Source organism: Paenibacillus sp. MMS20-IR301 (assembly GCF_032302195.1).
Classification (GTDB): Bacteria; Bacillota; Bacilli; order Paenibacillales; family Paenibacillaceae; genus Paenibacillus_AQ.
On the sequence record NZ_CP135275.1, the window covers coordinates 6,112,750 to 6,139,373 of the forward strand.

The 26,624-nt window shown below is 53.4% G+C and carries 23 protein-coding genes; 16 read left to right on the plus strand and 7 right to left on the minus strand.

Going from position 1 to position 26,624, the window contains the following annotated elements; all coding sequences use genetic code 11:
- Nucleotides 1–165: 165 nt before the first annotated feature.
- Together LOS79_RS26255 and LOS79_RS26260 are read left to right on the plus strand one after the other, a co-directional pair.
- Nucleotides 166–414, plus strand: a complete 249-nt coding sequence (locus tag LOS79_RS26255; protein ID WP_315413536.1) for a type B 50S ribosomal protein L31 — start codon at nucleotides 166–168, stop codon at nucleotides 412–414.
- A gap of 476 nt (nucleotides 415–890) precedes the next feature.
- Complete coding sequence (locus tag LOS79_RS26260) at nucleotides 891–2,465, plus strand: histidine kinase N-terminal 7TM domain-containing diguanylate cyclase (protein ID WP_315413537.1); 1,575 nt, start codon at nucleotides 891–893, stop codon at nucleotides 2,463–2,465.
- 76 nt (nucleotides 2,466–2,541) lie between these two features.
- Here the strand turns inward: LOS79_RS26260 and LOS79_RS26265 are convergent, their stop codons facing one another.
- A complete protein-coding gene (locus LOS79_RS26265; protein ID WP_315413539.1) occupies nucleotides 2,542–3,585 on the minus strand; it encodes a copper amine oxidase N-terminal domain-containing protein in 1,044 nt (347 codons plus the stop codon).
- Between the two features lie 192 nt (nucleotides 3,586–3,777).
- Here LOS79_RS26265 and LOS79_RS26270 point away from each other — a divergent pair, with 192 nt between their 5' ends.
- The 8 genes from LOS79_RS26270 to LOS79_RS26305 all read left to right on the plus strand — a co-directional run bounded on the left by LOS79_RS26270 (nucleotide 3,778) and on the right by LOS79_RS26305 (nucleotide 14,117).
- Nucleotides 3,778–6,336, plus strand: a complete 2,559-nt coding sequence (locus tag LOS79_RS26270) for a DUF2339 domain-containing protein (RefSeq protein WP_315413540.1) — start codon at nucleotides 3,778–3,780, stop codon at nucleotides 6,334–6,336.
- The gene (locus LOS79_RS26275) at nucleotides 6,314–7,627 is read left to right on the plus strand and encodes a DUF3999 family protein (protein WP_315413541.1); all 1,314 of its coding nucleotides are present in this window, start codon (nucleotides 6,314–6,316) and stop codon (nucleotides 7,625–7,627) included. Before LOS79_RS26270 ends, LOS79_RS26275 begins: the two co-directional genes overlap by 23 nt.
- Nucleotides 7,628–7,652: 25 nt before the next feature.
- The gene (locus LOS79_RS26280; RefSeq protein ID WP_315413542.1) at nucleotides 7,653–8,774 is read left to right on the plus strand and encodes an MBL fold metallo-hydrolase; all 1,122 of its coding nucleotides are present in this window, start codon (nucleotides 7,653–7,655) and stop codon (nucleotides 8,772–8,774) included.
- 69 nt (nucleotides 8,775–8,843) lie between these two features.
- The gene (locus LOS79_RS26285; RefSeq protein ID WP_315413543.1) at nucleotides 8,844–9,122 is read left to right on the plus strand and encodes a hypothetical protein; all 279 of its coding nucleotides are present in this window, start codon (nucleotides 8,844–8,846) and stop codon (nucleotides 9,120–9,122) included.
- Nucleotides 9,123–9,377: 255 nt separating this feature from the next.
- Nucleotides 9,378–9,578 (plus strand): cold-shock protein, encoded by a 201-nt coding sequence (locus LOS79_RS26290; protein ID WP_068721443.1) that lies wholly within the window; start codon nucleotides 9,378–9,380, stop codon nucleotides 9,576–9,578.
- Between the two features lie 544 nt (nucleotides 9,579–10,122).
- On the plus strand, nucleotides 10,123–11,895 hold the full coding sequence (locus LOS79_RS26295; RefSeq protein ID WP_315413544.1) for a sensor histidine kinase: 1,773 nt from the start codon (nucleotides 10,123–10,125) through the stop codon (nucleotides 11,893–11,895).
- Nucleotides 11,882–12,682 (plus strand): response regulator transcription factor, encoded by an 801-nt coding sequence (locus tag LOS79_RS26300; RefSeq protein WP_315413545.1) that lies wholly within the window; start codon nucleotides 11,882–11,884, stop codon nucleotides 12,680–12,682. Before LOS79_RS26295 ends, LOS79_RS26300 begins: the two co-directional genes overlap by 14 nt.
- Before the next feature lie 112 nt (nucleotides 12,683–12,794).
- A complete protein-coding gene (locus LOS79_RS26305) occupies nucleotides 12,795–14,117 on the plus strand; it encodes an extracellular solute-binding protein (RefSeq protein ID WP_315413546.1) in 1,323 nt (440 codons plus the stop codon).
- An 83-nt stretch (nucleotides 14,118–14,200) separates the two neighbouring features.
- On the opposite strand, the gene LOS79_RS26310 is transcribed toward LOS79_RS26305, so the two are convergent.
- Together LOS79_RS26310 and LOS79_RS26315 are read right to left on the minus strand one after the other, a co-directional pair.
- The gene (locus LOS79_RS26310) at nucleotides 14,201–14,800 is read right to left on the minus strand and encodes a class I SAM-dependent methyltransferase (protein WP_315413547.1); all 600 of its coding nucleotides are present in this window, start codon (nucleotides 14,798–14,800) and stop codon (nucleotides 14,201–14,203) included.
- A 47-nt stretch (nucleotides 14,801–14,847) separates the two neighbouring features.
- Nucleotides 14,848–16,233: an MATE family efflux transporter gene (locus LOS79_RS26315; RefSeq protein ID WP_315413548.1), complete on the minus strand. Its 1,386-nt coding sequence runs from the start codon at nucleotides 16,231–16,233 to the stop codon at nucleotides 14,848–14,850.
- A 274-nt stretch (nucleotides 16,234–16,507) separates the two neighbouring features.
- On the opposite strand from LOS79_RS26315, the gene hxlA reads away from it, so the two are divergent.
- The 5 genes from hxlA to LOS79_RS26340 all read left to right on the plus strand — a co-directional run bounded on the left by hxlA (nucleotide 16,508) and on the right by LOS79_RS26340 (nucleotide 20,102).
- On the plus strand, nucleotides 16,508–17,140 hold the full coding sequence (gene hxlA, locus LOS79_RS26320; protein ID WP_315413549.1) for a 3-hexulose-6-phosphate synthase: 633 nt from the start codon (nucleotides 16,508–16,510) through the stop codon (nucleotides 17,138–17,140).
- 6 nt (nucleotides 17,141–17,146) lie between these two features.
- The gene (gene hxlB / locus LOS79_RS26325) at nucleotides 17,147–17,704 is read left to right on the plus strand and encodes a 6-phospho-3-hexuloisomerase (RefSeq protein WP_315413550.1); all 558 of its coding nucleotides are present in this window, start codon (nucleotides 17,147–17,149) and stop codon (nucleotides 17,702–17,704) included.
- A 185-nt stretch (nucleotides 17,705–17,889) separates the two neighbouring features.
- Entirely contained in the window at nucleotides 17,890–18,264 is a 375-nt protein-coding gene (locus tag LOS79_RS26330; protein WP_315413551.1) for a winged helix-turn-helix transcriptional regulator, read from the plus strand.
- A 94-nt stretch (nucleotides 18,265–18,358) separates the two neighbouring features.
- Entirely contained in the window at nucleotides 18,359–19,495 is a 1,137-nt protein-coding gene (locus LOS79_RS26335) for an NADH-dependent flavin oxidoreductase (RefSeq protein ID WP_315413552.1), read from the plus strand.
- A gap of 169 nt (nucleotides 19,496–19,664) precedes the next feature.
- Nucleotides 19,665–20,102, plus strand: coding sequence for a winged helix-turn-helix transcriptional regulator (locus LOS79_RS26340; protein ID WP_315413553.1), 438 nt, complete (start codon nucleotides 19,665–19,667; stop codon nucleotides 20,100–20,102).
- A gap of 50 nt (nucleotides 20,103–20,152) precedes the next feature.
- On the opposite strand, the gene pepT is transcribed toward LOS79_RS26340, so the two are convergent.
- The 4 genes from pepT to LOS79_RS26360 form a co-directional block, all read right to left on the minus strand.
- On the minus strand, nucleotides 20,153–21,385 hold the full coding sequence (gene pepT / locus LOS79_RS26345) for a peptidase T (RefSeq protein ID WP_315413554.1): 1,233 nt from the start codon (nucleotides 21,383–21,385) through the stop codon (nucleotides 20,153–20,155).
- Between the two features lie 96 nt (nucleotides 21,386–21,481).
- On the minus strand, nucleotides 21,482–22,150 hold the full coding sequence (locus LOS79_RS26350) for a sortase (protein ID WP_315413556.1): 669 nt from the start codon (nucleotides 22,148–22,150) through the stop codon (nucleotides 21,482–21,484).
- A gap of 28 nt (nucleotides 22,151–22,178) precedes the next feature.
- Complete coding sequence (locus LOS79_RS26355) at nucleotides 22,179–23,162, minus strand: hypothetical protein (RefSeq protein WP_315413557.1); 984 nt, start codon at nucleotides 23,160–23,162, stop codon at nucleotides 22,179–22,181.
- Between the two features lie 640 nt (nucleotides 23,163–23,802).
- Nucleotides 23,803–24,816 (minus strand): LLM class flavin-dependent oxidoreductase, encoded by a 1,014-nt coding sequence (locus tag LOS79_RS26360; RefSeq protein WP_315413558.1) that lies wholly within the window; start codon nucleotides 24,814–24,816, stop codon nucleotides 23,803–23,805.
- A gap of 474 nt (nucleotides 24,817–25,290) precedes the next feature.
- On the opposite strand from LOS79_RS26360, the gene LOS79_RS26365 reads away from it, so the two are divergent.
- Complete coding sequence (locus tag LOS79_RS26365; RefSeq protein WP_315413559.1) at nucleotides 25,291–26,295, plus strand: LacI family DNA-binding transcriptional regulator; 1,005 nt, start codon at nucleotides 25,291–25,293, stop codon at nucleotides 26,293–26,295.
- Nucleotides 26,296–26,624 lie beyond the last annotated feature (329 nt).

Here is a 26,624-nt window from a genome sequence, read left to right on the forward strand (position 1 = left end):
ATTAAATAGGTTGACTCATGGACGACTTTCGCGTATGATGGTATGGCGTGTAAAAAATCGTATGATTTACGCATTCCCTTCGTCTACCGGGATTTATTAAATAGACCAAGAGATGGCTTCATAATACCATAGAAGTTGCATTAGTCCGGAAAGGAGGTTATTACAATGAAACAAGGCATACACCCTAAGTTCAACCAGGTTATTTTCTTTGACGCAAGCGTGAACTTCAAGTTCCTTAGCTCGTCCACGAAATCTTCCGGTGAAACTATGGAATGGGAAGACGGCAACACTTATCCAGTGATCCGTGTGGACTCCAGCTCCGCATCCCACCCGTTCTACACTGGTAAACAAAGAGATACCGAAACTGGCGGCCGCGTTGACAAGTTCAAACAGCGTCTGGCACAGAAGAAATAATGGTAATCTTGATCAAGAGGATACTCCGCAAGCCATGCATATGGCGGACGGGTATCCTCTTTTGTATATAATCCTTCAGATGTTTAACGGGCTTCCTTAACGGGTATTAATGCTTAGGTGGGAAGTGGAAGGTATCAATTAGACGTTTGGAAGGGCATGCCTGCGTGTTTTCCGAAAGGTAGTTGATTCACCCATGTACTACTTGAAACGACGGATACGGTCAAGGCTTCGAAGGCTGTATTCCGGTTTAGCTCCCTAGCAACTGGAACCCTGCATAACTATAAATTCGCTTCTCACCTTTTGGAGACTCTACGGGCTGCCCGTAGGGTCTTCGTGTATGTTCAGGCTGCATCAGCGGCCGGGAGGCGGATAGTTGTCTTTAGGGAGAGGGAGTATTTTTTGGCAGAATGATTCATTTGTCTGAGGTAGTAGGATATAATAAGGCAAAGCTAACTCAAAAATAGGAGAAATATGACATGCCGTGGATGCAGGGTTATCCGTATTATTTAGTAATGGGCAGCGTTCTAAGTCTCTACATGGGCATCGGTTCTTATAAGCACCGCCACACACCAGGAAGATGCTATTTATGGATACTGATGCTGCTGGTCAGCTTCATATTCGCGGCTACGGCCGGGGAAATTTTATCAGGCACTTTTCAGGCTAAGCTATGGTGGAAGAATCTGCAGCAGGGCCCGCTTTTTTTGAGTACAATTTTCACGTATGCAGTTATTAAAGAATATGTATCCCGTTCCTCGGAGGGTTTGGGCAGGAGGCTTATTTTCTTTTGTATTCCGGTAGCGTTAGATGTTGTCCTGATCTTTACGGATTCCTATCATCATCTGATGCGCAGTGAGGCCTGGCTCTCTACAGTAGCGGGTGTCACCGGAATTGCCGTCGAGCCTACGGTTCTAAGTATGATTCTTATCGCCTATGACCAGCTGTTCGGACTATATGCCGTGTATTTGCTGGCTATCTCCCTCCTGAATTCACCTAAACATTATTTCCGCCGTAATCTGCTGCTGCTGGTTGGACTGCTGATTCCGGTGCTGTCGGTTGCACTGCTGCCGCTTCTCAAAATTACGATTACAGGCTTCACCGCTTTTACCTATCTGCCGCCCATCGTTGCTGCTTACCTGATTCTGTTCCGTGATCCGAGGCTGTCGCTCTATCCGCTGGCCAAGAACAAAATCTTCGAGAATATGAAGGATGGTATTGTACTGACCGACCGCTATGATCGCATTATCGATGTGAATGAAGCGGCAGGCGTTATGCTCTCCGAGCTGGTGGATAAGCAGACCGATACCTGGATGGGCAAGAGTATTCATCTGCTGCTGGCGAGGTATGGACAACTCTCGGCACATTATACCCGGCGGACGGAAGGCCAGTTCGAAATCGAGCCTCCCGGCAAGGACGGTGCCTGTTTTGGGATTGCACTCATTGCTACCGAGCGGAGCGGGGCGGAGAACACGGGTATGCTGCTGGTCTTCAGTGATCACAGCGAGAAGAAAAGATATGAACGTGAGCTGCTGCATCAGGCTACGGTCGATGACCTTACCGGACTGTATAACCGCAGGCACTTCATGCGGCTGGTGCAGAATTATTCTGTACAAGCCGGGGCGGGCATGGCCCTGCTTCTATTCGACATAGATGATTTCAAGCTCATTAATGATACATACGGACATATGGCCGGTGATCAGGCACTGGTCGATTTATCGTGTAAAATTCTGCAGGTCTACCAGGATAACGGAGTCGCCGGACGGGTAGGCGGCGAGGAGTTCGCGGTCTGCTTCTTTACCGGCAGTGAGGCTGCGGCGCTGCAGGAGGCAGAGAGCTTCCGGGCGACGATGGGTGAGCATACCGTTCTGCTGGACGGGGGGCACCGCATCAGGCTTACGGTCAGCATCGGCATCGCCTTCACAGAGCGGAGTGATGTGACCTTCGAGGATTTGTACCGTGAGGCGGATGAAGCCCTCTACCTGTCCAAGGCTACAGGCAAGAACAGGGTTACTCTGGGGCGGCAGCCGGTGGTGCGGCAAGCGGTGAAGAGTTAACCCGGGTAACGTCAACACAAACAGAGCATCCCTCCGCTGAATGGAGGGATGCTCTGTTTGGTTAGTTACGGTTGCCTTAAGGCTGAACAGGTTGCGGGGTCTGCACAACAACCTTGAGCGCAGCGGCAATCGGCGGCAGGCTCCGGGTCATCACCGGGGTGTAGAAGCCGATGACGGAGGCGCCCTCCACAAGGGCGGACGGCTCTACAGTCCCGCCGCTCTCGTTCACCAGCGGCGTATCTGCAGCCAGGCGGAGTACAATCTCAGACTGCGAGGCTTCGCTTAAGGCGCTGCCCTTGACGCGGATGCTGAGCGAGCCGTCTCCGTTCCTGGTAAGCTCTTCAAGATTGCCGGCGGTGCCCAGCACATCACTCTGCAGCTTGTCATCCTGTACCGTTATCCGGTATGCCGGCGTTTGCGGCGGCAGACTGAAGGTGGCGAACATCGCATGCTCAGCGGACACGGTCATGCCGAGCTGCAGATCAGCGAAAGCCAGGCTGGTGCCGTCAGTTTGCTCGATCACAGTATCTCGGCTGATATTCAGCACCAGTCCGGCGGTGCCGGCACCCTTAATCTGCACAGAGGCATATCCGTCCGAGCTATGGATGGAGGTGATAACTCCCTGCTCATTCACATGCTCCACAGCTGAATTGATGGTAATCTTCTTCCCCTCCACAACCACTGTCTGATGCAGCACTTCACTTACGAAGGATGCAGGAACATAGATTTTATCTGCCTTGGTTAGCGGTGCTGTACCGAGTGTGGTATACATTTTGTTGATTACATAGCGGTCTTCCCCGCTCTTCACCGTCGTATAAATGTTGCCCTTATGCAGATCAACGGCTTTGGCAGCAGGGTTCCAGGTAATGTCGAAGCCCAGTGCACTTGCGACAGCACGCAGAGGGATCAGCGGCTCCTTGGCAGCGGAGGGCTGAAAGCCTGTATCCGTAAGGTTTGAACCGTTAATGGTAATTGAATATAGATTGGCAGCAGAGCTGGCAATGCCCTGTACAGCGTTCGCTGCACTTGGGCTTGTCAGTGGGGCAGCTGAGACCGCTCCGGCAGTGAGGGCCAGCGACAGCGTCAGGAGCGCTGCGCTTGTTCTGAGTGTTGGTTTCATAGGACAGCTCCTTTAGTTAAGTATTAGTATATATGTAAGCTATCTGACGCTGCTTAAGCTGATAATGTTGCACATGCCTGCAGGGCAGCGGCGCGAAGGCTTCGCTACCGTAATACCTAATTACCTGATAAGATGTAGGGAAATGGAAATATTAACAATTCGCTATGCCATGGGCAGGCACTGGGGGGCGCTATGGAGGATTTCAAAGATCGGCTGAAGGCTGTGCAGCAGCAACAGGACGGGCTTTTGAAAGAGTACCAGGCTTTAATTGTGGAATATGAGAGCAGTGACTTGGTTAACGAGAACGAAGTGCTAAGAACAGAGAATGAAGAGAACCGGCGGATTCTAAGGGAGCTTAGAACTGAGGCTGCGATTCTGCAGGAGAATAATTCAGAGCTGCGGACTGCGCTTGCCGAGCAGATTCTGGATGAGAAGCTGGGCATTCTGCGGGTATCGCGCAAGAAGCTGCACACTTATTTTGCTTCGCAGAATAATGCTTATCTGGACCGGCTCACCTCCTTCGAGCAGGAGGCCAGGCAGCGGATTGAGGGATTATACAGAAGGGGCAGCAGCGAGCTGGGTGAAGACCAGGCTCAGATTAACGCTATGCTCGGGGCCGTACAGAACAAGCTGAGAGAAAGTATTCTGCTGCGCAGACAGTGGCAGCGTGAGGCGGAGCAGTCCGTGAAGGGAGCGGTGGAAGGCCGCTTCGATGCTTTTGCCGCAGAAGGGGTTAGTGAGGAAACGCTGCTGCGCCGCCGCAAGCAGAATGTGATTGAAATGAAGATCGGGCTGAACTGGATTAACCGGCTGGGGATTCTGCTGCTGATTCTGGCGGTGGGTGCGGGGTTCAGGTACACCTATTCCACCTGGTTCAATGATTATATGAAAGGCAGCGCATTTTTCCTGCTGGGCGCACTTATGCTGGGCGGCGGGGAATGGCTGTTCCGCAAAGGCCGGGGAACCTTTGCCCTGGGGCTGATCGGAGGCGGGGTCTCTGTGCTCTACGGCTCGGTATTTTACAGTTATTTCTTGCTGCATATCATCGGGTTATGGGCGGGAATCGGCCTGTCGGTGCTGGTCACCCTGACGGCTGTACTGTTGTCGCTGCGGTACGAGTCGCGGACCATCTGCTCGATGGGTCTCGTCGGCGGTTATCTGCCGCTGTTCTCTTATATAGGGGCATTCGGGCTGGAAGGCAGTGCGGTATACGCAGCCATGGGTTATCTGTTTGTGCTGAATCTGCTGATTCTGCTGATCTCCCTGCGTAAGCGCTGGGTTGTGGTCAGCTATATCAGCTTCCTGTTCAACGTACCTTCAATGCTGCTGCTGATTTCCCTGTCAGAGAGCACTTCTGTCAGTATGCTCTTCGCCGTATTAACATTTACGATGTATCTGGGCATTACGCTCTGGTATCCGTTCAAGTTCCGCATGAAGCTGGCCTGGCTCGATCTTTGCCTGCTGGGCTGCAATACAGTGATCAGCTGTGCTACGCTCTATATTATTTTCCTGAATGCCGGGCTGAATGAGTATAAGGGTGCACTGGCGCTCGTATTCTGCCTGCTGTATCTGGGACTGGGTGTTCTGCTGGAGAAGCTGATGCCGCAGGAGCAGGAGAGCAGGGTGCTCTTCTACGTCACCTCCCTGACCTTTGCCATCCTGATGGTTCCGTTCCAGCTGGAGACGGTCTGGTGGTCTATGGGCTGGCTGGTAGAGGCGCTGGCGCTCACGCTTTGCGGCCATCTGTACCGCTTCAAGGCACTCGAACGGGCAGGGTGGGGAATTCTGGCGCTCTGTCTGGCCACATTTTTCGGTATTGACGGCATGCTTAAGATCTCTTCGCTTAATCTCCTGGTCAGCTACAGCAGCCCGTTTTTTGACCTGAAGTATACCTTTATTACTGCAGGAATGATTATTGCTGCGGTATTCTACGCTATCCGCCACTCCCGTAAGGAAGTCCTGCTCCGCTCCTCGCTTGTAGAGGTGAAGGCTGCAGTCTGGTTTAAATATGCGGCTGTGTTGAATTTCTATGTGTATGTTATTTATGAAGCCTTGATGCTCTACGGCAGGTGGGTCCCGGACGGCGGGGCACACGATTCCTTCTACCGGCTCTTGCTGGTAGCTGTGCTCACGGCGGGTGTTGCCTTTGGACTGCCGAAGATTAAGGCGCTGTATGATCCGGTGGTTGGGAGTATGGTCATGCTGATGTACGGTATTACCTATCTTCTCTGTATTGGCATCACCTTCGGTATCCCCAGTCTGGAGTCCGGCTTATCGGATAGTACAGCTGCTGATATTGCCGTGCTTGGCCTGCTTATCCTCTTCAATCTGTTCGTCTGGTTCAGCGGGGGGCGGCTGCTGCAGACGGTACTGCTCCGCGATTACAAGAACATAGAGCTGTATCCGGTGGTCATGGGTATCTATCTGCTGGCGCTGGTTACAGCCTTCCTTGGTGTACAGCTGAAGCTCGGGGATGGCGGGATCGTCTTCAGTCTGATCTACCTGCTGCTGGCCGTGCTGTACATTATGTACGGCTTCCGCAAGCGTTATGTGTATATCCGGCGGTTCGGACTGGGGCTGTCGCTGCTTGCGACCGGCAAGCTGCTGCTGTACGATCTGAGCCTGCTGAATACCGGCAGCAAGATTATTGCTTACTTCAGCTTCGGCTTATGCCTGCTGGGCATTTCCTACTTGTACCAGCGGGTATCGGCCAGAATGGAGGAGACCTATGCAGCGGCGGATAAAGATTAGCCGGGCAGCCAAGGCTGCTGTGCTGCTTGCCGGACTCTGCGGAATGCTGGCAGCTGTACCGGCTTCAGGGTACCTTGTGCAGGATGCAGCTGCGGCGGGTACGGCGGTTCAGCCCGGCGGCGGAGAATGGGCGTTCTCGCGGGAGATCACGGCTCCACAGGCATCCCCGTACTATAAGCTGTATCTGGATGAAGGGGTGTACCGCTCAGCGGCGGAGGATCTGCGCGATTTGCGTATTCTCAGCCGCGGGGGAACGCCGGTTCCGTATTATCTGGAGAGCGGAGAGCAGACAGCGGAGGAGCATGCGGTATCCTACCTGTCCACCCTGGTTCACCGGGCGGACAAAGGGGCGGATACTGTGCTGGACTACCGGATTGCACCGCTTGCCGAGCATACGGATATTCAAGGGAACCGGCTGGTGTTCGAACTGCCGGACGAGGCTTTTCTGAAGCATGTGGAGGTGTGGGGCGGATATGACGGCAAGGCATGGGAGATGCTGTCCAAGGGTGACCTCTATACTACGAACGGCATAACCGGTGACAGCATCGGCCTGGACGGCAGCTATAAATTCAGCTACTACCGGCTGATTGTGAAGAGTAATCCGGAGAAGCTTGATTTCCCGGCATTGACCCTGATCGACAGCAGCCGCGAACTGAGGACCGAAGAATTCATGCGGCGCAAGACTCTGCAGTATCAGCTGGATCAGGCAGAGAACCGTACCGAAATTGTTATCAGCAACACCGACAGGCTGAGAATAACGAGGCTTATGCTGGAGAGCACCGGGAATTTCTCCCGGCGTTATGAGCTCTATGATCATAACGGCATAAGAATGCAGGTAGAGGGAAGCGGGAAGCTGTACCGGCTGGATTTCAAGAATACGCTGATTTCCGAGACGGAGATCCGGCTGGCTGAGGCCTCCTCAGCTGCTGAGCTGCGGATCATTATTTATAATCTGGATGATGCCCCTATTGCAGTTACGGGTCTGGAGGCTGACTATAAGGTTGACCGGCTTATATTTGCCGGCGGGGAGCAGGAGCCGTATTTGCTGGTCTACGGCAATGCGCTGGCAACAGCTCCTCAATATGATATTATAAATTTTAAAGACCAGATCGGCGGGGGACAGCTGATTACGGCTGCGCTTGGCACGGAGCGGAGCATAGCTTCCCAAGCAGCAGAACCGCCGGCCGAAGACTGGTTTCAGAGCGAGCGCGTCTTCAACGCCATCATTATCGCTGTATCCGTGCTGCTGATTGTGATTGTGACCCGCAGGCTCAGCCGCAGAGTGAAGTAAGAGCTGGAGGAAAGAAGGCTTTCGTATGGTTATCGTTATGATTATTATGCTGCTGGTATTGCTTGCGGCAGCGGCTTATCTCGTCATGATCCTCTACCCGGCATTTGGGCAAAGAGCCGGGAAGCTGGAGAAGTCTGTGAACAGCCGCTCGCTTCAATACAGCCACGGCAAATTTGCCTATCCGGAGACTGCTGTAATCAGCAGCGGAAGCGGCAGTGAGCAGGCCGGAGGAGGCGGGGGAATCTCCATTCTCAAGGACTTCATCAAAGGCAATCCCCGGTCAAGGCCGGCTGAACCGCTTGAGCCGCTGCCTGTAGAGCGCTCGGCGATCGGGCAGGCTTCAGGGACAAGGGTCACCTGGTTCGGCCATTCGGCGGTGCTGCTGGAGATGGATGGAGCCAAGATCTTTCTTGATCCGATGCTGGGCAATGCCCCGTCTCCGTTTCCGTTCATCGGCGGCCGCCGGTACAGCATAGAGCTGCCGATTACGGCTGCCGGGCTTCCGGAGATCGATGCCGTTGTTCTCTCGCATGATCATTATGATCATCTCGACTACGGTACCATCCGCAAGCTGAAGGATAAGACGGGGCTGTTCATTGTTCCGCTTGGCGTTGGCGCCCATTTGCGCCGCTGGGGTGTAAGCAAGGACAGAATCCGCGAATGTGACTGGGGGGATGAGCTGACCTATGCAGGGATAACCTTCACCAGTGCCCCGGCACGGCATTTCTCCGGCCGCAGCCTGCTGGACCGCAACGCGACGCTGTGGTGCTCCTGGGTTATCAAGGGGAAGCAATCTAAGGTATTCTTCAGCGGGGACAGCGGCTACGGGCGGCACTTCGCAGAGATTGGCCGCAAGTATGGCCCCTTCGATCTGACGCTGATGGAATGCGGCCAGTATGATCCGCGCTGGGCCGATATTCATATGCTGCCGGAACAGACCGTGGCGGCGCATCTGGACGTACGGGGGGAGCTGCTGATTCCGATTCACTGGGGTGCATTCACCTTGTCGATGCATGACTGGACTGACCCGGTCGAACGGGTCTCGGCAGCCGCTGCGGCCAGGGGAGTCAGGCTGGCTACTCCGAGAATCGGGGAGCCGGTAGCTGCCGGTTCGGCACAATTCCCTGTTCTCTCCTGGTGGAGATGAGGCCATACGTCCGGAAGGGACTTGTGGTACAATCATTGTGCACAAATGCCAAGGAGCTGAATAACGTAGATGAGCAATGAAGTGAATGAACAGGAACTGGTCGAAGTGCTATCCGCCAAGACGAAGGTGGCTCCGGCGCTGATCCGTCTCGTGCTGAAGCATGAACAGACCTTCATCAACAAAGCCAAGGCGAATGCCAAGGGCGAGGTTGATATTGATAATGACGATCTGGTTGACTATGTGACTGCGCAGCGTGATGTGAAGCTGGACGAGCTGACTGTTGAGACCATCCTCGATGCGGAGATGGATTATTTGATGGACAAAGGGTTAGCCGGATATATCGACTAGGCCTTTGCCGGAGGCCGGGTGCGCGGATAATTGCAGAGGCCGTGCACCTGTTTAATATTTTTATTTTTAAATATCTTTGCTTTTGCCGGATTATGTGCTACAATGAAGCTAATCATAAATTTAACCCTCAATTCACATATTGGAAAAGGTTATCATTTGTGCATATGAACCTTTTCCAATGTGTGAATTTTTATTTGTTCGTACAATACGCAGCAATAAAAGTACATGTGTTAAATATATTTTGGAGGTAATATCATGCAAACAGGTACAGTAAAATGGTTCAACGCAGACAAAGGTTTCGGTTTCATCGAAGTTGAAGGCGGAAGCGACGTATTCGTACACTTCTCCGCAATCACTGGCGAAGGCTTCAAGACTTTGGACGAAGGCCAACGCGTTGAGTTCAACGTAACTCAAGGCGCTCGCGGTCCACAGGCTGAGAACGTTGTAAAACTGTAATATTTGTCATTAAAGCCGTCTCCGACTATGTCGGGGGCGGTTTTTTTATTATGTTTCGGGGTCCCCGCAAAGTACCTGAGTTCGCCTCGAAGCCAAAGGCACACTTTGTGGGGTGTTATTTTATAACACGCGGGATCGGCATGTTCGGCGCCGGGAATTAGTTGGATTTTCTACACTTGCTCATGAACGGAACAGCCCATCACAAACATTAGGTGGAAAAATGGCACTTAATCCGAGCCTTAGCAGCCGATATTGAAGAAATACACAGAATTAAATGACGTTTCTCCACTTAATTTCCGTGAACGCTCTAAACCCGCCCCATTAAGATACGTTTGTCCAACTAAAGTTATAATAAGACCCGCTCCTACAGTTCCCCTTCGCTGATCTGACCCCTTCTGTGAATGCCCTTGAACAGATCCTTGACTAAGGAAATCTGCTTGAGGGCTATTTGTCCTGCGGGCGGGGAAATGATTTATCTTGACAAAGCTTCGGACTTTTGGAGAATAAAGCTTGGAAACGCTGCCAAGGAAAGAAGGAATTGCGGATGTTCAGCAGAGTTAAGGAGCTCAATACACTGCGCAATCAAATATTTTTCGGATTTCTGCTTGTAATGCTGATTATTATTTCTGTTTCGGGAGCATTTGTGTATGACCGGGTCTCGGTGCTGCTGAAAAATAATTCTGAGCGGCATATCCAGCAGACGGCGGTGCAGGCGAACGGCCGGCTGGATGCGCTGATCGACCAGATCGACAGCCTGATGGAGCAGGTGGCGAATCATCCAACCGTACAGCAGCTGCTGCTGGAGGAGCTGAACGGCGGTGAGGTGTCCTTCAATCAGCGCCAGTCGCTGCTGCAGATTATCTCCAGCTATCAGGCTTATATGCCTAGCGTAGGCTCGCTTGAGCTGTACACAGCCGACTACCGGCTATTGTTCCCGATTAAGGATGGCAGCCTGGGAACCCGGATCAATGAGCCGTACATCAGTGAGGCAAATACGCAGAAGGGCCGGCTGGTCTGGATCGGTGCCGATCCGAATGATAACCAGAGCCTGCTGGCCATCCGCCAGGTCAGCCTGATGGACCGCTGGTTCTCCCGGGGCGGATATCTGATTGCCCGGGTCCAGCGGAGCTACTTCCAGCTGGATGACCCGCTCTCCGGCAGTGACGGCGGAGAATCCATCCTGCTGGTCAATGATGAAGGCCATCTGCTGGGCAGCAGTGAATCGCCGCAGGCTGACCTGCTGCCGCTGCTGGAGAGTACGGACCAGACGGTAACCTACCGGGACAAAGAGTATGTGCAGGTTAAGCTGCGCTCGGAGAAGACCAGCTGGACGCTGCTGGTGCTGACGCCGGTCAGTTATGTCACGAAGGGGCTATCCGTGCTGCGGACTGTGCTGCTGCTGTCAGGCGGCCTGGGGACGCTGCTGTTCCTGGTCATGTCCTTCCTGCTCTCGACGATGATTACGAGACCGATCATTCATCTGATCCGGGCGATGCGCAAATCCCGTCTGGGTGTACTAACGCCCAATTCACAGAAAGTATCCACCATGGAGCTGCGGGAGCTGAATTATACCTATAACGGGATGGTAGCCAATATGAATGATTTGATCCGGGTCGTCTATGAGAAGGAGGTTCTTCAGAGCCGGACCGAGCTGAAGGCACTGCAGGCCCAGATTAACCCGCATTTCCTGTTCAATACACTGGAGGCCTTCAACTGGTCGCTGGAGGAAAAAGGCGAAGAGGAGCTTGCCGGATTAGTCGTCGTAATGTCACGGCTGTTCCGCTATATTATTGGCAGTCCCAATAATAAGGACGAGTGGGTTACACTGGCGGAAGAGGTTGAACAGATCAGGCGGTATCTGAAAATTATGGAGATGCGGATGGGCGACCGCCTGTCCTGGAATATCCGGCTTGATCCGCAGGAAGCGGCGGTTCCGGTGCCCAAGCTGCTCATTCAGCCGATTGTGGAGAATGCTATTCTTCACGGCGTGGAGAGCCGCGTCGGCAGCGGCAGTGTAGAGATCATTATTACGCCGTCTGAGCGTACGGACTGGACCCGGGTACAGGTAGCTGATAACGGGCCCGGTATGGATGAGGTTACACTGCGGGCGCTGTACAGTACGCTGGAAGGCGGGCCGCCGATCTCTGCGAAGGGTACCGGAGTCGGCCTGGTAAATGTCCAGCGGCGGCTGAAGCTGTACTACGGGGAAGACGGGATGGCGACGGACGGCCTGATTATTGAGAGCAGGCCGGGGGAAGGAACTGTTATTATATTTGAAATTCCGAGTAATGGAGGATACACGTATGAGCCTGAATAACCGGACAATACTGGTGGTGGATGATGAACCGAGGACGCGGCAGGGCATCAAGCAGACCCTGGACATATGGGCGGCCGGCAAGTATGCCGTAGAGACCTGTGACAACGGGGTTGAGGCGCGCGAGCGGCTGCAGCAGGAAAGGGTTCACCTGCTGATTACCGATGTGCGGATGCCTGAGGTAAGCGGACTGGATCTGATCCGTTCACTGAATGAAGCCGCCTGGAAGCCAGTCATTATCGTCATTTCGGGCTATGCCGAATTCGATTATGTGCAGCAGGCTATGCGGCTTGGGGCGGTCAATTATCTGCTTAAGCCGCTGGATAAATCCGAGCTTCTGTCCGTGGTGGAGGATGCGCTGAAACGGGAGGAAGAGCGGCAGCGGCATGTGAAGCTGGAGAAGCTGGTGGATCACAAGCTGCTGGAGATCGATCCGGATCAGGCGGGAATCGGGCAGCCGGTCCGGGAGGCGATGGCCTTCGTGGAGCAGCATTTGCATGAGCAGCTGACAATGGCAGAGGTGGCAGGGCGGATTCATCTGAATGCCAGCTATTTCAGTGTGCTGTTCAAGGAGCAGGCCGGTGTATCCTTCAGTGAATACCTGTCAAGGCTGCGCATTCAGCGGGCCAAGGAGCTGCTGCTGCAGACACCGCTGTCTATAGGGGAAATAGGGGAACGCGTGGGCTACCGCACGGATAAATATTTCATCAAAGTATTTAAGTCGCTGGAGAATATAAGCCCCAGCCGTTACCGCCACCAGATGAAGGGCGGATCGCCGGAAATCCAATAAATGTGGAATTTTAGCCAATAAGTGTGCTCTTATAAACCTCCGGATGCGATGCTAGAATTTGAATGATAGCGATTACAACGGGCCGCGTAATGTGAAATGGGAGGTTATCGCAATGCCGAGGACAACTCTAACCAAAGTTCTGGCCCTGACTTGCATATTGGCGCTGCTGCTGGCCGGCTGCGGCTGGACAAGGGACGAACAAGGAATCGCAGGTGCCACCGATGCAGCGGTGAAGAAGATAACAATTCATATGATGCACGTCTGGCCGGCCGGACTCTCGGCACAGCAGAATAAGCTGGTAAGCCAGATTATTAAGGAATACGAGCAGGAGCATCCGAATATTACAGTCAAGCAGGAAGTGCTGGAGAACGAACAGTATAAAAACAAGCTGAAGGTACTTTCCGCCTCCAATGACCTGCCGGATGTGGGGATTACCTGGGCGGCAGGCTTCATGGAGCCTTATGTGAAAGGCGGGTTATTCGCACCGCTGGATGACATTCTGGCCGGCGCACAGCTTAAGGATAAGTTCGTAACAGGCACTACGGAAGCCTATAAGGTGGACGATAAAACCTATGCCCTGCCGATTGAGCTGAATATCTCCCCAATCTACTACAACAAGGATATTTTCGCCAAATACAGCCTTAGAGTGCCGGAGACCTATGAGGAGCTCAAGCAGGTGATACGGATACTGGAGTACAACGGGGTTGCACCGGTTGCCTTAGGCAACAAAGACCGCTGGACAGGCTCGCTGTGGTATATGTATCTTGCGGACCGGATCGCCGGCAATGCTGTCCTGAAGGAAGCGACAGTAAAGGGCTCATTCGATGAAGCCGGCCTGATCCGGGCTGCGGCTGAAGTGCAGACCCTGGTAGATATGGACGCCTTCAATAAGGGCTTCAACGGATTATCCAATGACGAAGGCAAATCGGAATTCATGAACGGAAAAGCGGCGATGTATCTGACGGGAACCTGGGAGCTGCCGAATTTCACAACCAATCCTGATATTCCGCAGGTGTTCAAGGATCAGGTCGGATTCTTCAAATTCCCGACTGTAGACGGCGGCCGGGGCGATATTGACAGCTGGGTCGGCGGTCCAGGCGTCGGATTGTTCGTGGCGGAGTCTTCGCGGGTGAAGGAGGAAGCTAAAGCTTTTGTCGAATACTTCGTTGCGAAGTGGGGCGGGGTTTCGGTAACGAGTGCTGGAGTGATTCCGGCTACCAAAGTGGATACCTCGAACGAGGAGCTGCCGCAGCTGTATGTCGATCTGCTGAATGAGCTCAATAACGCCAGCAATATCACTTTGTTCGCTGATGTGCAGATGAAACCGAATGCCGCTCAGATCCATCTTGATATGATTCAGGCATTGTTCGGCAAGGCCGTTACGCCGGAGCAGTTCGCGGCCAGGCATAAGGAAGCGGTAGCCAAGGGTACTTGAAGCCTGCAGCGCGTACAAACGGGAAGTGAAATTATAAGGTACTGTTCCGCCGGGCCATGGGCGGGGCAGCACCTTTTGTGCATTTACAGCTTGCGGCAAGAGAAACAGAACAAGTCTTCATCCCGGTACTCGGCCTGTCCGAAATGATATTTGGCAGCCAGAGCAGCCAGCTCCCCATCCTGCGGAATCGGTTCACGGGTGCTCTTGTGCCCGATCCGTGCATGATGCTCCCGCAGCCCCTGGCGTGTCCGCGAGTGGGCGATCAGGAAGAGGCCGCCGGTCTGCAGGTTCTGCTGCGCATTGGCGAACAGCATCTCCAGATTGGTGAAGTGCGGGATGCTGTTATAGATGAGTACATAATCAAAGGGGGCTCCGCCGGCGAACGGCTCTTCGAAATCGGCGCAGACAGTCCCGGCCTCCGGGAAGCTGCTGCGGAGCGCCTCCAGCATAGCCGGTGAGATATCCAGCGCAAGATAACGGCCGAGGCAGATGTTCAGGCTGCGCAGGGCAGCCGGGATAACGCCGGTGCCTGAGGCCACATCCAGCAGGCTCTGTCCTTCGCGGATACCGGCCAGTCCGGCCACTGTGGCGGCCAGGGCAATCTCTGCATCACTGTTGCTCCACTCTTTAGCCAGAGAATCGAAATGTGCCGCTTCCCGGTCTTTGTGCGGATTTGCTGTCATAAGGAAATCATCCCTTCAGGTTATATTGATGACAGCCTGCTGTCTGTTTAGTGCGCGGGTGCCGGTGCAGTAACTGCAGGCTCCGTGTCTGTATGCTGGATCAGGCCGTGCTTCTCCCAGGCTCTGCTCTTCCAGCGGAAGTACATAATGACCGCCCGCAGCCATTCGTCGAAGGCGGTAGCCAGCCATACTCCGGCGAGGCCGAGGTCGAGTGTGAATACGAGGAAGTAGCCGAGCGGCAGGCTCAGGCACACCATGGATATCAGTCCCATATAGACCGGGAACTTGGCGTCGCCCGAAGCACGCAGCGAGTTGATAATTACCAGATTGCAGGTGCGTCCGGTCTCCAGGAAGAAGCTGAGCAGAATCACCTGAGCGCCCAGCATAACAATCGTTTCATTATCCGTGAACATGCCCATCAGCGGCACGCGGAATAGAATAACTACAGCATCAATGATTACCGTGACGAGGAGTGCCCATTTCACACTGGAGAACACCCGCGTATAAGCTTCCTGCGGTCGTCTTGCCCCGACGAGATGGCCCACAATAATTGAGGTTCCCATCGAGACAGCAACGCTGAACAGGAAAATGTAGCTGGAGATATTCAGCGCGTACTGGCGGGTAGCCATAGCTTCAGCGCCCAGATAGGTGATGTATAAGGTGAAGATCAGCTGGCAGCACTGGTAGATCACTGATTCAAACGCGGACGGAATGCCGATTTTGAGAATTTGCAGCACATATTTTTTGGAGAGATGAATGTAGTAAGTCCATTTAACCCGTACCTCCATAATCCGGTAGAGCAGGAAAAAGAACAGGATCAGGCAGATCAGGCGGCTGGCAACGGTGGAAATGGCTGCGCCTTCCACGCCGAGTGCCGGCAGTCCGAAATGTCCGTAGATCAGCAGATAATTGCCCCCGACATGAATGATGTTCATCAGCAGGGACACCGCCATCGTCTGTTTCGTGAAGCCGTGGGTCCGGATGGTTGTGGCCAGCGCATTCAGCAGCGCCTGAAGGAAGATTCCGCCGCCGACAATATGCATATATGATTTGGCATAAACAAGAATATCGCCGGTTACGTTCAGTGCGGTCAGCAGGCTGCCTCCGAACAGCAGGAGAATGGCACTGAGAATAATGCCGACTGCCAGATTCAGGGTCACAGCATTACCGGTCACCCGGGCGGCTTCTTTGGGCTGCCTGGAGCCCAGATACTGTGAGACGACAATGGCTGCGCCGTTGCCGATTACGCTTAGTACGAGAATGGCTATGGTTATAATCTGATTGGCGGCCCCTACACCAGAGACTGCGTCATCAGATACTGTACTGATCATGAATGTATCCACGCTGCCCATGAGCATAAAGAGGAACAGCTCAAGAAATATAGGCCAGGTGAGCTTGATCAGATTGAACTCCCTGGGTTTGCTTGCTTCCATAGTACACCTTCTTATAGTTATTGTTGCCTGTGAATTTCTAAATCTAATGTATGGTAGCATAGCTTTTGCAAAAAAGCAGCAGATTTATGAAAATACCGTAAAAAAACCAATGCTATTTTTCAAAGGACTAATCCGGGCAGTCTGCTATCCGTACAATAGTATCCTCCAGGTAACTACATCACAATAAAGTGCCTACTTCCCAAATCGCCGGTACACCCCTAAACTAAGCACATCACTTACTAAAATATATTAACGGCGAGGAGATTCTAAACTTATGAAATTACAGCTAGCACTCGATCTGGTGGATATTCCGGGAGCCAAGGCCATTGTTGCGGAAGTAGCCGAATTTATAGATATCGTAGAAATTGGAACACCGATTGTTATCAACGAAGGCCTGCATGCGGTAAAAGCGATCAAGGACGCCTTCCCGGCACTGTCCGTTCTGGCCGATCTCAAAATTATGGATGCCGGCGGCTATGAAGTCATGAAGGCGGCTGAAGCCGGAGCCGATATTATCACAGTGCTGGGTGTGTCTGATGACTCCACGATTAAAGGGGCCATCGAAGAAGCAAAGAAGACTGGCAGAGAAGTCCTGGTTGACCTGATCAACGTGAAGGATATCAAAGCCAGAGCTGCGGAAGTGGATGCGCTGGGCGTGGATTATATCTGTGTGCATTCCGGTTATGACCATCAGGCAGAGGGCAAGAACTCCTTCGATGATCTCCGTTCGATAAAAAGCGTGGTTACCGGAGCCAAGACTGCCATTGCCGGCGGTATTAAGCTGAGCACGCTGCCGGAGGTTATTGCTGCGCAGCCTGACCTGGTTATTGTAGGCGGCGGTATTACCGGCGAAGCTGATCCGAAGGCGGCTGCTGCGGAAATGAAGCGTCTGGTCAGCCAGGCCTAAGCCGTTATGGATACCCAGCGCTATGCAGAAGTAATTGTGAAGGAGCTGCAGGCTTCCGTGTCGGGGCTGAACGCTGCTGAAGGGGAGGCCCTGGCGGAGCTGCTGCTGCGCTCCGGCCAGATCTTCGTCGCCGGGGCCGGCCGTTCCGGCCTGATGGGCCGGGCATTCGCCATGCGTCTGATGCATGCCGGGCAGAGTGCTTATGTCGTCGGGGAGACGTCCACACCAGGCATTGGTCCCGGCGATGTCCTTGTGCTCGGCTCCGGCTCCGGCGAGACCAGAGGGCTGGTAGCTATGGCTGAGAAGGCTAAGGCGACCGGTGCGTCTGTAGTGCTTGTAACTACTGCAGCAGACTCGGCACTCGGACGGCTCGCGGATTATACAGTGAAGCTGCCGGGAGCGCCGAAGGAGCAAAGCGGCGGAGCCTATACTACGATTCAGCCTATGGCCTCCCTGTTCGAGCAGACGCTCCTGCTGTTCTATGATGCAGTAATTCTGCGGATCATGGAGCTGACCGGACAGACAGGCAGCCAGATGTTCGGCAAACATGCTAATCTTGAATAGACTGCAGCCTATAGTCTGGTCATAATCTAACATTAAACAGCAGCGGATGCTTTCCTTCACAGGAGAGCGTCCGCTTTCTTGCTGAAACGGATACGCAGATTAGAGGCCAGGTTAGCCGATTCACCCTGAATATGCGGTTTCCGGGTGTGTTGTAGTATGATTAGAACTGGAAGGGGGCCGCTATAATGGCAACTGAGATCAAGGACCGTATTAATCTGAAGGAAATTAATTGCGAGAAGGAGCTTACGCTCGCCGTCATCGGCGGCAAGTGGAAGCTGATTATACTGTGGCATCTGGGGCTGGAAGGAACCAAGCGCTTCAGTGAGCTGAAGAAGCTGATTCCGCATATTACCCAGAAGATGCTGACCAATCAGCTGCGTGAGCTGGAGGAGGATCAGCTGGTATTCAGGCAGGTGTACGCGGAGGTTCCGCCGCGAGTAGAATATTCCCTGACGGAATACGGACATACCCTGATGCCGGTCCTGCGGATGATGTATGACTGGGGGAAGAACTACGGCGAGAATGTCATCTGGAAGGATGAACCGCCTTGCGGCCAATAATGCCCGCAGGCTCAGAACGGAATTTGTTTTGTCTTAATTGAAGCAGTACACTGATAGCGATATAGATATGGAGATAATGGAGGGATTAGTAATCATGCTGAATACAGAATATAGTCCGCTGCTGGAGACGTTCCGGTTCACTGGCGGCACCGAGCTGAAGAACCGTGTAGTCATGGCGCCGATGACCAATTTCTCCTCACATGAGGACGGAAGCGTCTCCCGTCCTGAAATTGATTATTACATCCGCCGTTCCCAAGGTGCCGGGATGGTTATTACCGCCTGCGTATATGTATCACGCGGCGGCAAAGGCTTCCCGGGTGAGTTCGGTGCGGACCATGACGGCCTGATTCCGGGCCTGCGTGAGCTGGCCGAAGCCATTAAGGGCCAGGGGGCCAAGGCGGTTCTGCAGATTTTCCATGGCGGACGGCAATGCCCTCCCGCGCAGCTGCCGGACGGTCAGACGGTCAGCGCCAGCGCTGTACCCTCTGAACTTCAGGGCGGCGGACAGGGCCAGGTTCCGCGCGCCTTGACGGATGAGGAGATAACGGCAATTATCGCTGACTTCGGAGAAGCGACGCGGCGGGCTATTGAAGCCGGTTTCGACGGTGTGGAGATTCACGGTGCGAACGGCTATTTGCTGCAGCAGTTTTTCTCTCCGCATTCGAACCTCCGTGAAGACCGCTGGGGCGGGGATGTTCAGAAACGCCTGTCCTTCCCGCTTGCCGTGCTGCGCACGGTTAAGGAAGCTGTGAAGCAGTATGCGAAGGGGCCGTTCCTTGTAGGCTACCGCTTCTCGCCTGAGGAACCCGAAACGCCGGGGATCACTATGGCTGAGACCTTCACTCTGGTGGATGCGCTGACAGAAGAGGGGCTTGATTACCTGCATGTCTCCCTAATGGAGCTGTGGTCACTGCCCCGCCGCGGCACTGAGGACAGCCGTCCGCGGATCGAGCAGCTTGTGGACCGCGTAAGCGGTAAGGTTCCGGTCATCGGAGTCGGCTCGCTGTATACCGCAGCAGATGCCCTTAAGGCACTGGGCAGCGGTATCAGCCTGGTCGCTCTGGGCCGTCCGCTCCTAATAGACCCGGACTGGGTTCAGAAGGTTGCTGAAGGCCGCGCGGACGACATTGAGACCCGGCTTGACACATCAGCTCAGGCAGAGCTTGTAATTCCGGACCCGCTCTGGAACGCGCTCATTCACACTCCGGGCTGGCTGCCGCTCAAGCCGTGAAACGGCTGAATGTGACCTGGATGTGAACAAAATTTGATTTCTGACGGATGAATTCCCCAACCTCTGGCTGCAGCCGGAGGTTTTTTGCCATATTGGCATAAACGGGCAAATGTATATATGATACAATCGTATTATTTAAGGGGACATCATAAATGAGGAGCCTACAGAGATGAATGTACAGGGGAGAACCGGAAGTCCCGGAGATGCAGAAGAGAACAGGCAGCAGGAGGAATTTCGTTCGTTTCAGCGGACGGTCGAGATCATCAGCGGCAAATGGAAGGGAGTCCTGCTGTATCAGCTGATCAGCGGCACCAAGCGGTTCAATGAAATCCGCAGACTGTGTCCGGGAATAACGCAGCGTATGCTGTCTATGCAGCTGAGGGAGCTGGAGCGTGACGGTCTGGTTCGCCGGGAGGTATTTCCACAGGTGCCGCAGAGGGTAGAATATTCCTTGACGGCCTGGGGCCGGGGGCTGGAGCCTGCATTGCTTAGTATTAAGGTCTGGGGGGAAGGCTACCGCGAGGGGCGGGCACAGAGTGAGACTGCCCTGCAGCTTGAGGATACAGCCGTCCGGAGCAGTTCCGGCACCGCAAATATCCCCGAATGAGCGGCAGAACGCTCCATCCGGGGATATTTGTGCTGTTATGCGGGGAGAGACTAGGCTCTCACTGCGGATAAGCGGGCGATTTCCACAATGACCTGGACAGCCTTGAGCATATCATCCGCTGAGGCGTATTCAAATTTGCCGTGGAAGTTCTCGCCGCCGGTAAAGATATTTGGTGTAGGCAGCCCCATATAGGACAGCTGTGAACCGTCAGTTCCCCCGCGGATGGGCCGGATGACCGGCGTAATGCCGAGATTCTCCATGGCCTCCTGGGCGATATCGACAATCTGGTGCACCGGCTCGATTTTTTCGCGCATATTATAATACTGGTCATTCATTTCCAGCACGATATTATCCGCTCCGTAAGTTGACTTGAATTCCTCCACGATAGCAGCAATATTGGATTTACGGTGCTCGAAGTTCCCGCGGTCGAAGTCACGGATGATGTAATGCAGCTTGCTGTGCTCAGCGTTGCCCTGCATAGAGATCAAATGGTAGAAGCCGTCGTAGCCGTCGGTGAATTCAGGCGCTTCGCCGGCTGGCAGCCGCAAATGGAAGGCCATGGCGATTTTGGAGGAATGAATCATCTTGCCCTTGGCGGTACCGGGATGCACATTGACTCCGTGGAAGCTGATTTTGGCAGCGGCAGCATTGAAGCTCTCATATTCCAGCTCACCGAGCGGGCCGCCGTCTACCGTATAGGCATAGGAAGCGCCGAATGCAGCAACATCAAACTTATGCGGACCGCGGCCGATCTCTTCATCGGGAGTAAAAGCAACCCTGATCTTGCCGTGCTCAATCTCCGGATGTGCAAGCAAGTAGACCATCGCCGTGATAATCTCGGCGATCCCTGCCTTGTTGTCCGCCCCCAGCAGGGTGGTGCCGTCCGTTGTAATTAGGGTATGCCCTTTATAGTGGGTCAGCTCCGGAAAACTCTTGGTTGTGAGGACGATGTTCTGCGCCGAATTCAGCACCAGGTCATTCCCGTCATAATTCCGTACAACCTGCGGCTTCACATTTGCACCGGTGAAATCCGTTGCGGTGTCCAGATGCGCCAGGAATCCGATGACCGGAACTTCCTTTTCCGTATTGGCCGGCAGCGAAGCCATGACATAACCATGCTCGTCCACTGTAACCTCCGTAAGCCCGATCTCCGTAAGTTCCTCCACCAGCTTATGCGCAAGTACCATCTGGCCGGGAGTGGACGGGCAGGTGCTGCTGTCCTCATCCGATTGGGTATCCATCTCGGCATAGGCAATGAAACGTTTAATCAGCTCTTCTTTCAATTCAGGTCATCTCCTCTTCAGCTTCGTATGTCTATAGTATCACGATCCGCGCAAGGTCTCATCCCCGGGCGGGCTTCTGAAGAAGGAAATGCCCGGTTACGGCTCAAATTCCAGCGGCTCGCTTGAGATCAGCCTGGCTGAGAGCAGGTAGCGGTCCGGCGCTGAACCCACATAGGAGAACGGATAGCAGGTGATCAGGGTAAGAACCGGCTCGCTGCTTGGCTTAATCGCTCCCCGTGCTTCCCCGTCTACAATCGTACTCCCTGTGACTTCGTAGATGAACTTCCCGTCAGCAGTCTCCACTTCAATTATATCCTGCTCCTCAAGCTCCCCGAGGCCCCGGAATACCGTATCCCGGTGACCTGCCAGTACACTGTTGCCGGCGGCTCCTACTGCGGCGCTGGATAGATCATGTCCGGCCCCCTTCTTCAGCTCCGCTTTTCCGGTACCCTCCAGAACAGCCACACGCTTATCCAGCTTCGGGATATAAATCTCGCCCAGCACCTCTCCCTTCGTATAGGAGGAGCCGGCGCTTACCGCGCCGGCTGCGTCTGCCAGCATGCCCTCCGGCAAGGGCATTTCATCCACTGCTGCCGGAGGGAGGGAGGCGGAGACAGCTTCCTCCCTCTTTTTCTCCCATGTATTCAGCGCCTCGCGGGCTTCAGCCGGGGCTTTGAAGATCTGGACAGCGGAATACAGCATGACACACAAAGAGAGTATGAAGATCAGCTTCACGGCCATAGCAATACCGGAATGCCTCTTCATACTCTCTCCCCCAGCCATAGATGAAATGTTATTTCTTCGAGCCCAGCTTGCGCAGTGCGATGACACTGAGGATGGCTACAGCTAAGCTGGCCAGGATCAGATTGTACCAGGGCTCTGCTGTATCCGGCAGTGCGCTGTCTCCATCCGGTCCGGCGAGCGGCAGTTCGTCATCAGGCAGTGTTACTTCATTATCCGTACCAGGCGCCGCTGTGCTTCCGGCTGCATCCGTTCCGGCAGCGGCTGTAGCGGCAGGACCGTTATTTCCGCCGTCGTCACCCCCGCCCAGCGGGATCGGCGCTTCACTTACTGTAACAGCATCAGGTGTTGCAGTTGGTGTTGCTGCCGGTGTAGGCGCTGGTGCTGGTGTTGGTGTAGTGCCAGGTGCCGGGCTGCCAGCCGGCGGGTCTGTAGGTGCATTAGTTGCAGTCGGTGCACTGCTTGGTGCATTTGTAATTTCAGGCGTAGCGGTAGCGGCCGGTGTCGCCGTTGGTTCAGGGGTTACGGTAGCGGTTGGCTCAGCCGTAGGCTCGGCTGTAGGACCCGGTTTGGCCGATGCCGAGAATTCGAAGGCCACACTCACCTGCTTACCCTGAAACTCATTGCCCGCCTCCGGCGGGAACAGGACATCCATTTGTATGGCTTCCTTGGCATTTCCCTCAAGTGAGCCGATCACCACCTGGCCTTCAGCCTTGCTCATGACTCCAGAATAGATGGTTACTCCCTCTTTTTGCAGGGTCATTTGTAGAATATTGTACAGTTCTACATCCCCTGAGAGGAATTTAAAGTTCACTGAATAATTAAACGGCTCATTTCCGTCATTAATCACCGTATAAGCTGAATCCATCGTATCTCCCGGCTGCATATTATTCATGGTGGCGGCACTCGTTGTATGGGAATTAACCGTCAGCTTAATCGTGTCTTCAGCACTTACCCCGCCGGCATGCCAAACGATACCTGCCAGAATGATCAGAATATAAGTGCCGATTAAGAACACGTGATAGCTCTTTTTCACTTTCCCCGCTCCTTTCATCTGGAAAGTCACTCTGGCACTTGCTCTACCGTTAGTGCTGCCTCACCTTTCAGCGCATGATCTGCTTCCTGCCAACTGTATTTTCCCCGCCTTTTTCCGCCGTTTTCGGCCATTTTTCCACCTGATTCCTGTCCAATCTGCAATGTCTTGTCGAATGAAGTGGTTTTTGGAGGAACCACTACGAAATCAGGCGATAGTATTCGACAGAACGGACATATGGAATTAGAAACTTCAATGTTCGTTATAACGAATAATTACAGTATAATCAAAATTAAAGATAAACAAAAACAGAAAAATGGATTATTAAGCGATAAAATATACCGTTTAGAGTAAAGAAATGGTTTTTATCTTCTCAATGCTTCTGTTATCTGATTATTTCTTCTAATATTGAATAAAATAAGTTTTTTATAAAGAACAGCTGTGCAAAATAACCGTGTAAAGCGGGGCGTGGCTTCGATAATAATCCCGCACAATACCCCCACAAAGTGAGGCTTTGGCTTTGAAGTGAACTCAGGTACTTTGCGGGGACCCCCAAATATATAAATTCTTATCCTGCAAAAGCCCGGCCCTCTGTAGTTGCGGATTACTCCGTAATACAAAGGGCCGGGCTATGGAGTGAAGCTTATGAATTCTTCAGGAGTTCAGCTATCAGCTGATATGAATACAAGCGTGCTGAATGGTCATAAATCTGTGAAGCGATAATCCATTCATCGGCAGCTGTTTCTTCTTGAATCTGCAGGAGCCGCTCCTTGATCAGAGCAGGGTCTCCGGCAATAGAATACTGCTGCTTGCCCAGCAGAAGCGCCTTCTCCTGCGAGGTCCAGATCCCGTCCAGGCTATCGACCGGAGGCTGGAGCTTGCCGGTGCGGCCGCGGATGATGTTCAGGAACTGCTGCTGCTGCGAGGTTGCGAGTCTCCGAGCCTCCTGCGCCGTATCCGCCGCCGTAATGCCCAGACCTACCATTACATGGGGTTTATCGAGCACGGCGGAAGGCCGGAAGCTGCTGCGGTACAGATGCAGGGCCGGCAGCAGATAGTCCGGGGCGAAGTGGCTGGCAAAAGCGAACGGCAAGCCGAGCTGGCCTGCCAGCTGGGCACTGAAGCCGCTGGAGCCCAGCAGCCAGATAGGTATGCTCAGTCCCTCACCGGGAACGGCGCGCACACCGCCCGGCCGGCTGCCGGCCCCATCAGGGTCAAAGTAAGCCCGGAGCTCGCTTAGCTGCTCCGGGAATTCGCTGCCGTCGCTGCCAAGCCCGCGGCGCAGCGCACGCGCTGCAGCCTGGTCGGAGCCGGGAGCCCGGCCCAGGCCCAGATCAATACGCCCGGGGAACAGGGACTCCAGCGTACCGAATTGCTCGGCTATAACGAGCGGGGCATGATTGGAGAGCATGATGCCTCCCGAGCCTACACGGATTGTAGAGGTACCAGCGGCTACATGTCCGATGACCAGAGAGGTAGCTGAGCTGGCAATGCCGGGCATATTATGATGCTCCGCCAGCCAGTAGCGGTGGTATCCCCAGGCCTCGGCATGACGCGCGAGATCAAGGGTATTATGAAATGATTCCGCTGCGGTTCCGCCCTCACGGATCGGGGCCAGATCCAGCACGGAGAATGGAATATCATGCAATGACTTCACAGTAATCCCTCCCATAGTAGTTGCTTCAGTATTAGTAAGCAGTATTCGCTGCCATTTATTGATTTACCCGCCAAGTATAACATGAAATAATATTATTTACACACTTTAAGTAAGCGGCAGGTGATGATACAATAGAATTCTTGCGGTTGCTTAAGGCTGATAAGGTTTTCATTTGCTGAGCAGCTTATGGGCAGGCGAGACCGGCAGACCGTTAATATACCTGCAGAAATGGCGTTGAAACAGCCCGATGTAAGCGCATAACAAAGTTCTTGCCAATTTACGGAAGCCTTGCTATAATCGCTTTGAAAAGCTTTTCTAAATGAAAAAAGCTACGCTGCTCTAAGAAAATGTGCATGTTGGCCAAGCGGCATTACTGCATATTGCTCACAAAAATCCGGTTCAGCAAGAAAGATAAGGATTGTTTATGGCGCGAAGCATGGAACACTTATCTTTTACAAAAAGGAAGTCAGTCATATGAAGCCAACGATCAGAGATGTTGCCAAGATGGCCGGAGTATCCATCAGTACGGTATCCCGTGTAATGAATGCGCCGGAAACTGTAGTAGAGAGCAAACGCAGCCGGGTCATTGAAGCGATAGATGCCCTGAAGTACCAGCCGAATGCATTTGCACGCGGTTTGATTTACAAGAAATCATTCACCCTGGGCCTGCTTATCCCGGATATTGAGAACCTGTATTTCGCCGGAATGATCCGCGGTGTGCAGGATGCCTGCATTAAGCTGGGCTACAGTCTGATGATCTGTAATACGGACCGTGTTAAGGAACGGACGCTGTCTTATATGGATACCCTCCATGAGAAGCAGGTGGATGGCATCGTATTCGCCAGTGATGTGCTGTATCCTGAGTATTATGAGAAGCTGGTAGACTGCAGAATTCCGTTTGTGCTGGTCTCTTCCCACTCCGATGAGTTTGAGGTTCCTTCGGTGGAGGTCGATGATGAGAAGGCGGCGTATGATGCAGTGAAATTCCTGATTGAGCTGGGGCACAGGGAGATCGGAATGATCGGCTTCAATCATGATAATTCAGTGTCCGGACCGCCGCGTGCTGCCGGATTTGTCAGAGCTTTGACGGAATCCGGACTGGAGCGCAATGTGGTAAAGATCAAGTATGCCAACCACCGCTTTGAACAGGCGTATCAGGCTTCGCACGAGCTGTTCAGTGAGTATCCGGAGCTAACTGCTGTATTCTGTGTCGCCGATGAGTTCGCGATGGGAACGATCTCTTACCTGAAGGACCGCAATATCATGGTGCCGGGCCAGGTGTCAGTGATCGGCTTCGACAATCTGCGGATGTCGGGCATGTTCATTCCCAAGCTGACGACAATTGCACAGCCGATCTATCAGCTCGGTTACCGGGCGGCTGAGAAGCTGCATGAATTATTGACGACCGGAACAGTCGCTGTCATGAAAGAGAAAATGGAGCATAAGCTGATTGTAAGGGAATCTTCGCGTGAGAAATAAGGCGGGTTCCCGGCTGGATTGAACTGCTGCTGCCTGATCTGGCGGGCAGAGCGATTTTTCGGTTCAATTTGAAAAGCTTTTCACAATTGCCGTACGAAATGGTTAAAATCCGCTAAAAAGTAGTGATTCCAGTATTGGAAACGCATACACGTTGTGATATTATGGAAATGTAAGCGCTATATTAAAATCTTGTATTCAGTAATAACTATATTCTCAGCAGGATGCTTCCCCGTATTTTGAAAAGCTTTACAAGGAGGTGGTCCGACCACAAGCTGGTTCCGGCACATGAAATTAAGAGAAGTTAAGCTGACCTGATGCAATCTCTAAAA

What these genes read in the sequence shown, in the direction of transcription:
- LOS79_RS26255 (WP_315413536.1), top strand. Translation starts at nt 166, where the DNA reads ATGAAACAAGGCATACACCCTAAGTTCAACCAGGTTATTTTCTTTGAC.
- LOS79_RS26260 (WP_315413537.1), top strand. Translation starts at nt 891, where the DNA reads ATGCCGTGGATGCAGGGTTATCCGTATTATTTAGTAATGGGCAGCGTT.
- LOS79_RS26265 (WP_315413539.1), bottom strand. Translation starts at nt 3,585, where the DNA reads ATGAAACCAACACTCAGAACAAGCGCAGCGCTCCTGACGCTGTCGCTG.
- LOS79_RS26270 (WP_315413540.1), top strand. Translation starts at nt 3,778, where the DNA reads ATGGAGGATTTCAAAGATCGGCTGAAGGCTGTGCAGCAGCAACAGGAC.
- LOS79_RS26275 (WP_315413541.1), top strand. Translation starts at nt 6,314, where the DNA reads ATGCAGCGGCGGATAAAGATTAGCCGGGCAGCCAAGGCTGCTGTGCTG.
- LOS79_RS26280 (WP_315413542.1), top strand. Translation starts at nt 7,653, where the DNA reads ATGGTTATCGTTATGATTATTATGCTGCTGGTATTGCTTGCGGCAGCG.
- LOS79_RS26285 (WP_315413543.1), top strand. Translation starts at nt 8,844, where the DNA reads ATGAGCAATGAAGTGAATGAACAGGAACTGGTCGAAGTGCTATCCGCC.
- LOS79_RS26290 (WP_068721443.1), top strand. Translation starts at nt 9,378, where the DNA reads ATGCAAACAGGTACAGTAAAATGGTTCAACGCAGACAAAGGTTTCGGT.
- LOS79_RS26295 (WP_315413544.1), top strand. Translation starts at nt 10,123, where the DNA reads ATGTTCAGCAGAGTTAAGGAGCTCAATACACTGCGCAATCAAATATTT.
- LOS79_RS26300 (WP_315413545.1), top strand. Translation starts at nt 11,882, where the DNA reads ATGAGCCTGAATAACCGGACAATACTGGTGGTGGATGATGAACCGAGG.
- LOS79_RS26305 (WP_315413546.1), top strand. Translation starts at nt 12,795, where the DNA reads ATGCCGAGGACAACTCTAACCAAAGTTCTGGCCCTGACTTGCATATTG.
- LOS79_RS26310 (WP_315413547.1), bottom strand. Translation starts at nt 14,800, where the DNA reads ATGACAGCAAATCCGCACAAAGACCGGGAAGCGGCACATTTCGATTCT.
- LOS79_RS26315 (WP_315413548.1), bottom strand. Translation starts at nt 16,233, where the DNA reads ATGGAAGCAAGCAAACCCAGGGAGTTCAATCTGATCAAGCTCACCTGG.
- hxlA (WP_315413549.1), top strand. Translation starts at nt 16,508, where the DNA reads ATGAAATTACAGCTAGCACTCGATCTGGTGGATATTCCGGGAGCCAAG.
- hxlB (WP_315413550.1), top strand. Translation starts at nt 17,147, where the DNA reads ATGGATACCCAGCGCTATGCAGAAGTAATTGTGAAGGAGCTGCAGGCT.
- LOS79_RS26330 (WP_315413551.1), top strand. Translation starts at nt 17,890, where the DNA reads ATGGCAACTGAGATCAAGGACCGTATTAATCTGAAGGAAATTAATTGC.
- LOS79_RS26335 (WP_315413552.1), top strand. Translation starts at nt 18,359, where the DNA reads ATGCTGAATACAGAATATAGTCCGCTGCTGGAGACGTTCCGGTTCACT.
- LOS79_RS26340 (WP_315413553.1), top strand. Translation starts at nt 19,665, where the DNA reads ATGAATGTACAGGGGAGAACCGGAAGTCCCGGAGATGCAGAAGAGAAC.
- LOS79_RS26350 (WP_315413556.1), bottom strand. Translation starts at nt 22,150, where the DNA reads ATGAAGAGGCATTCCGGTATTGCTATGGCCGTGAAGCTGATCTTCATA.
- LOS79_RS26365 (WP_315413559.1), top strand. Translation starts at nt 25,291, where the DNA reads ATGAAGCCAACGATCAGAGATGTTGCCAAGATGGCCGGAGTATCCATC.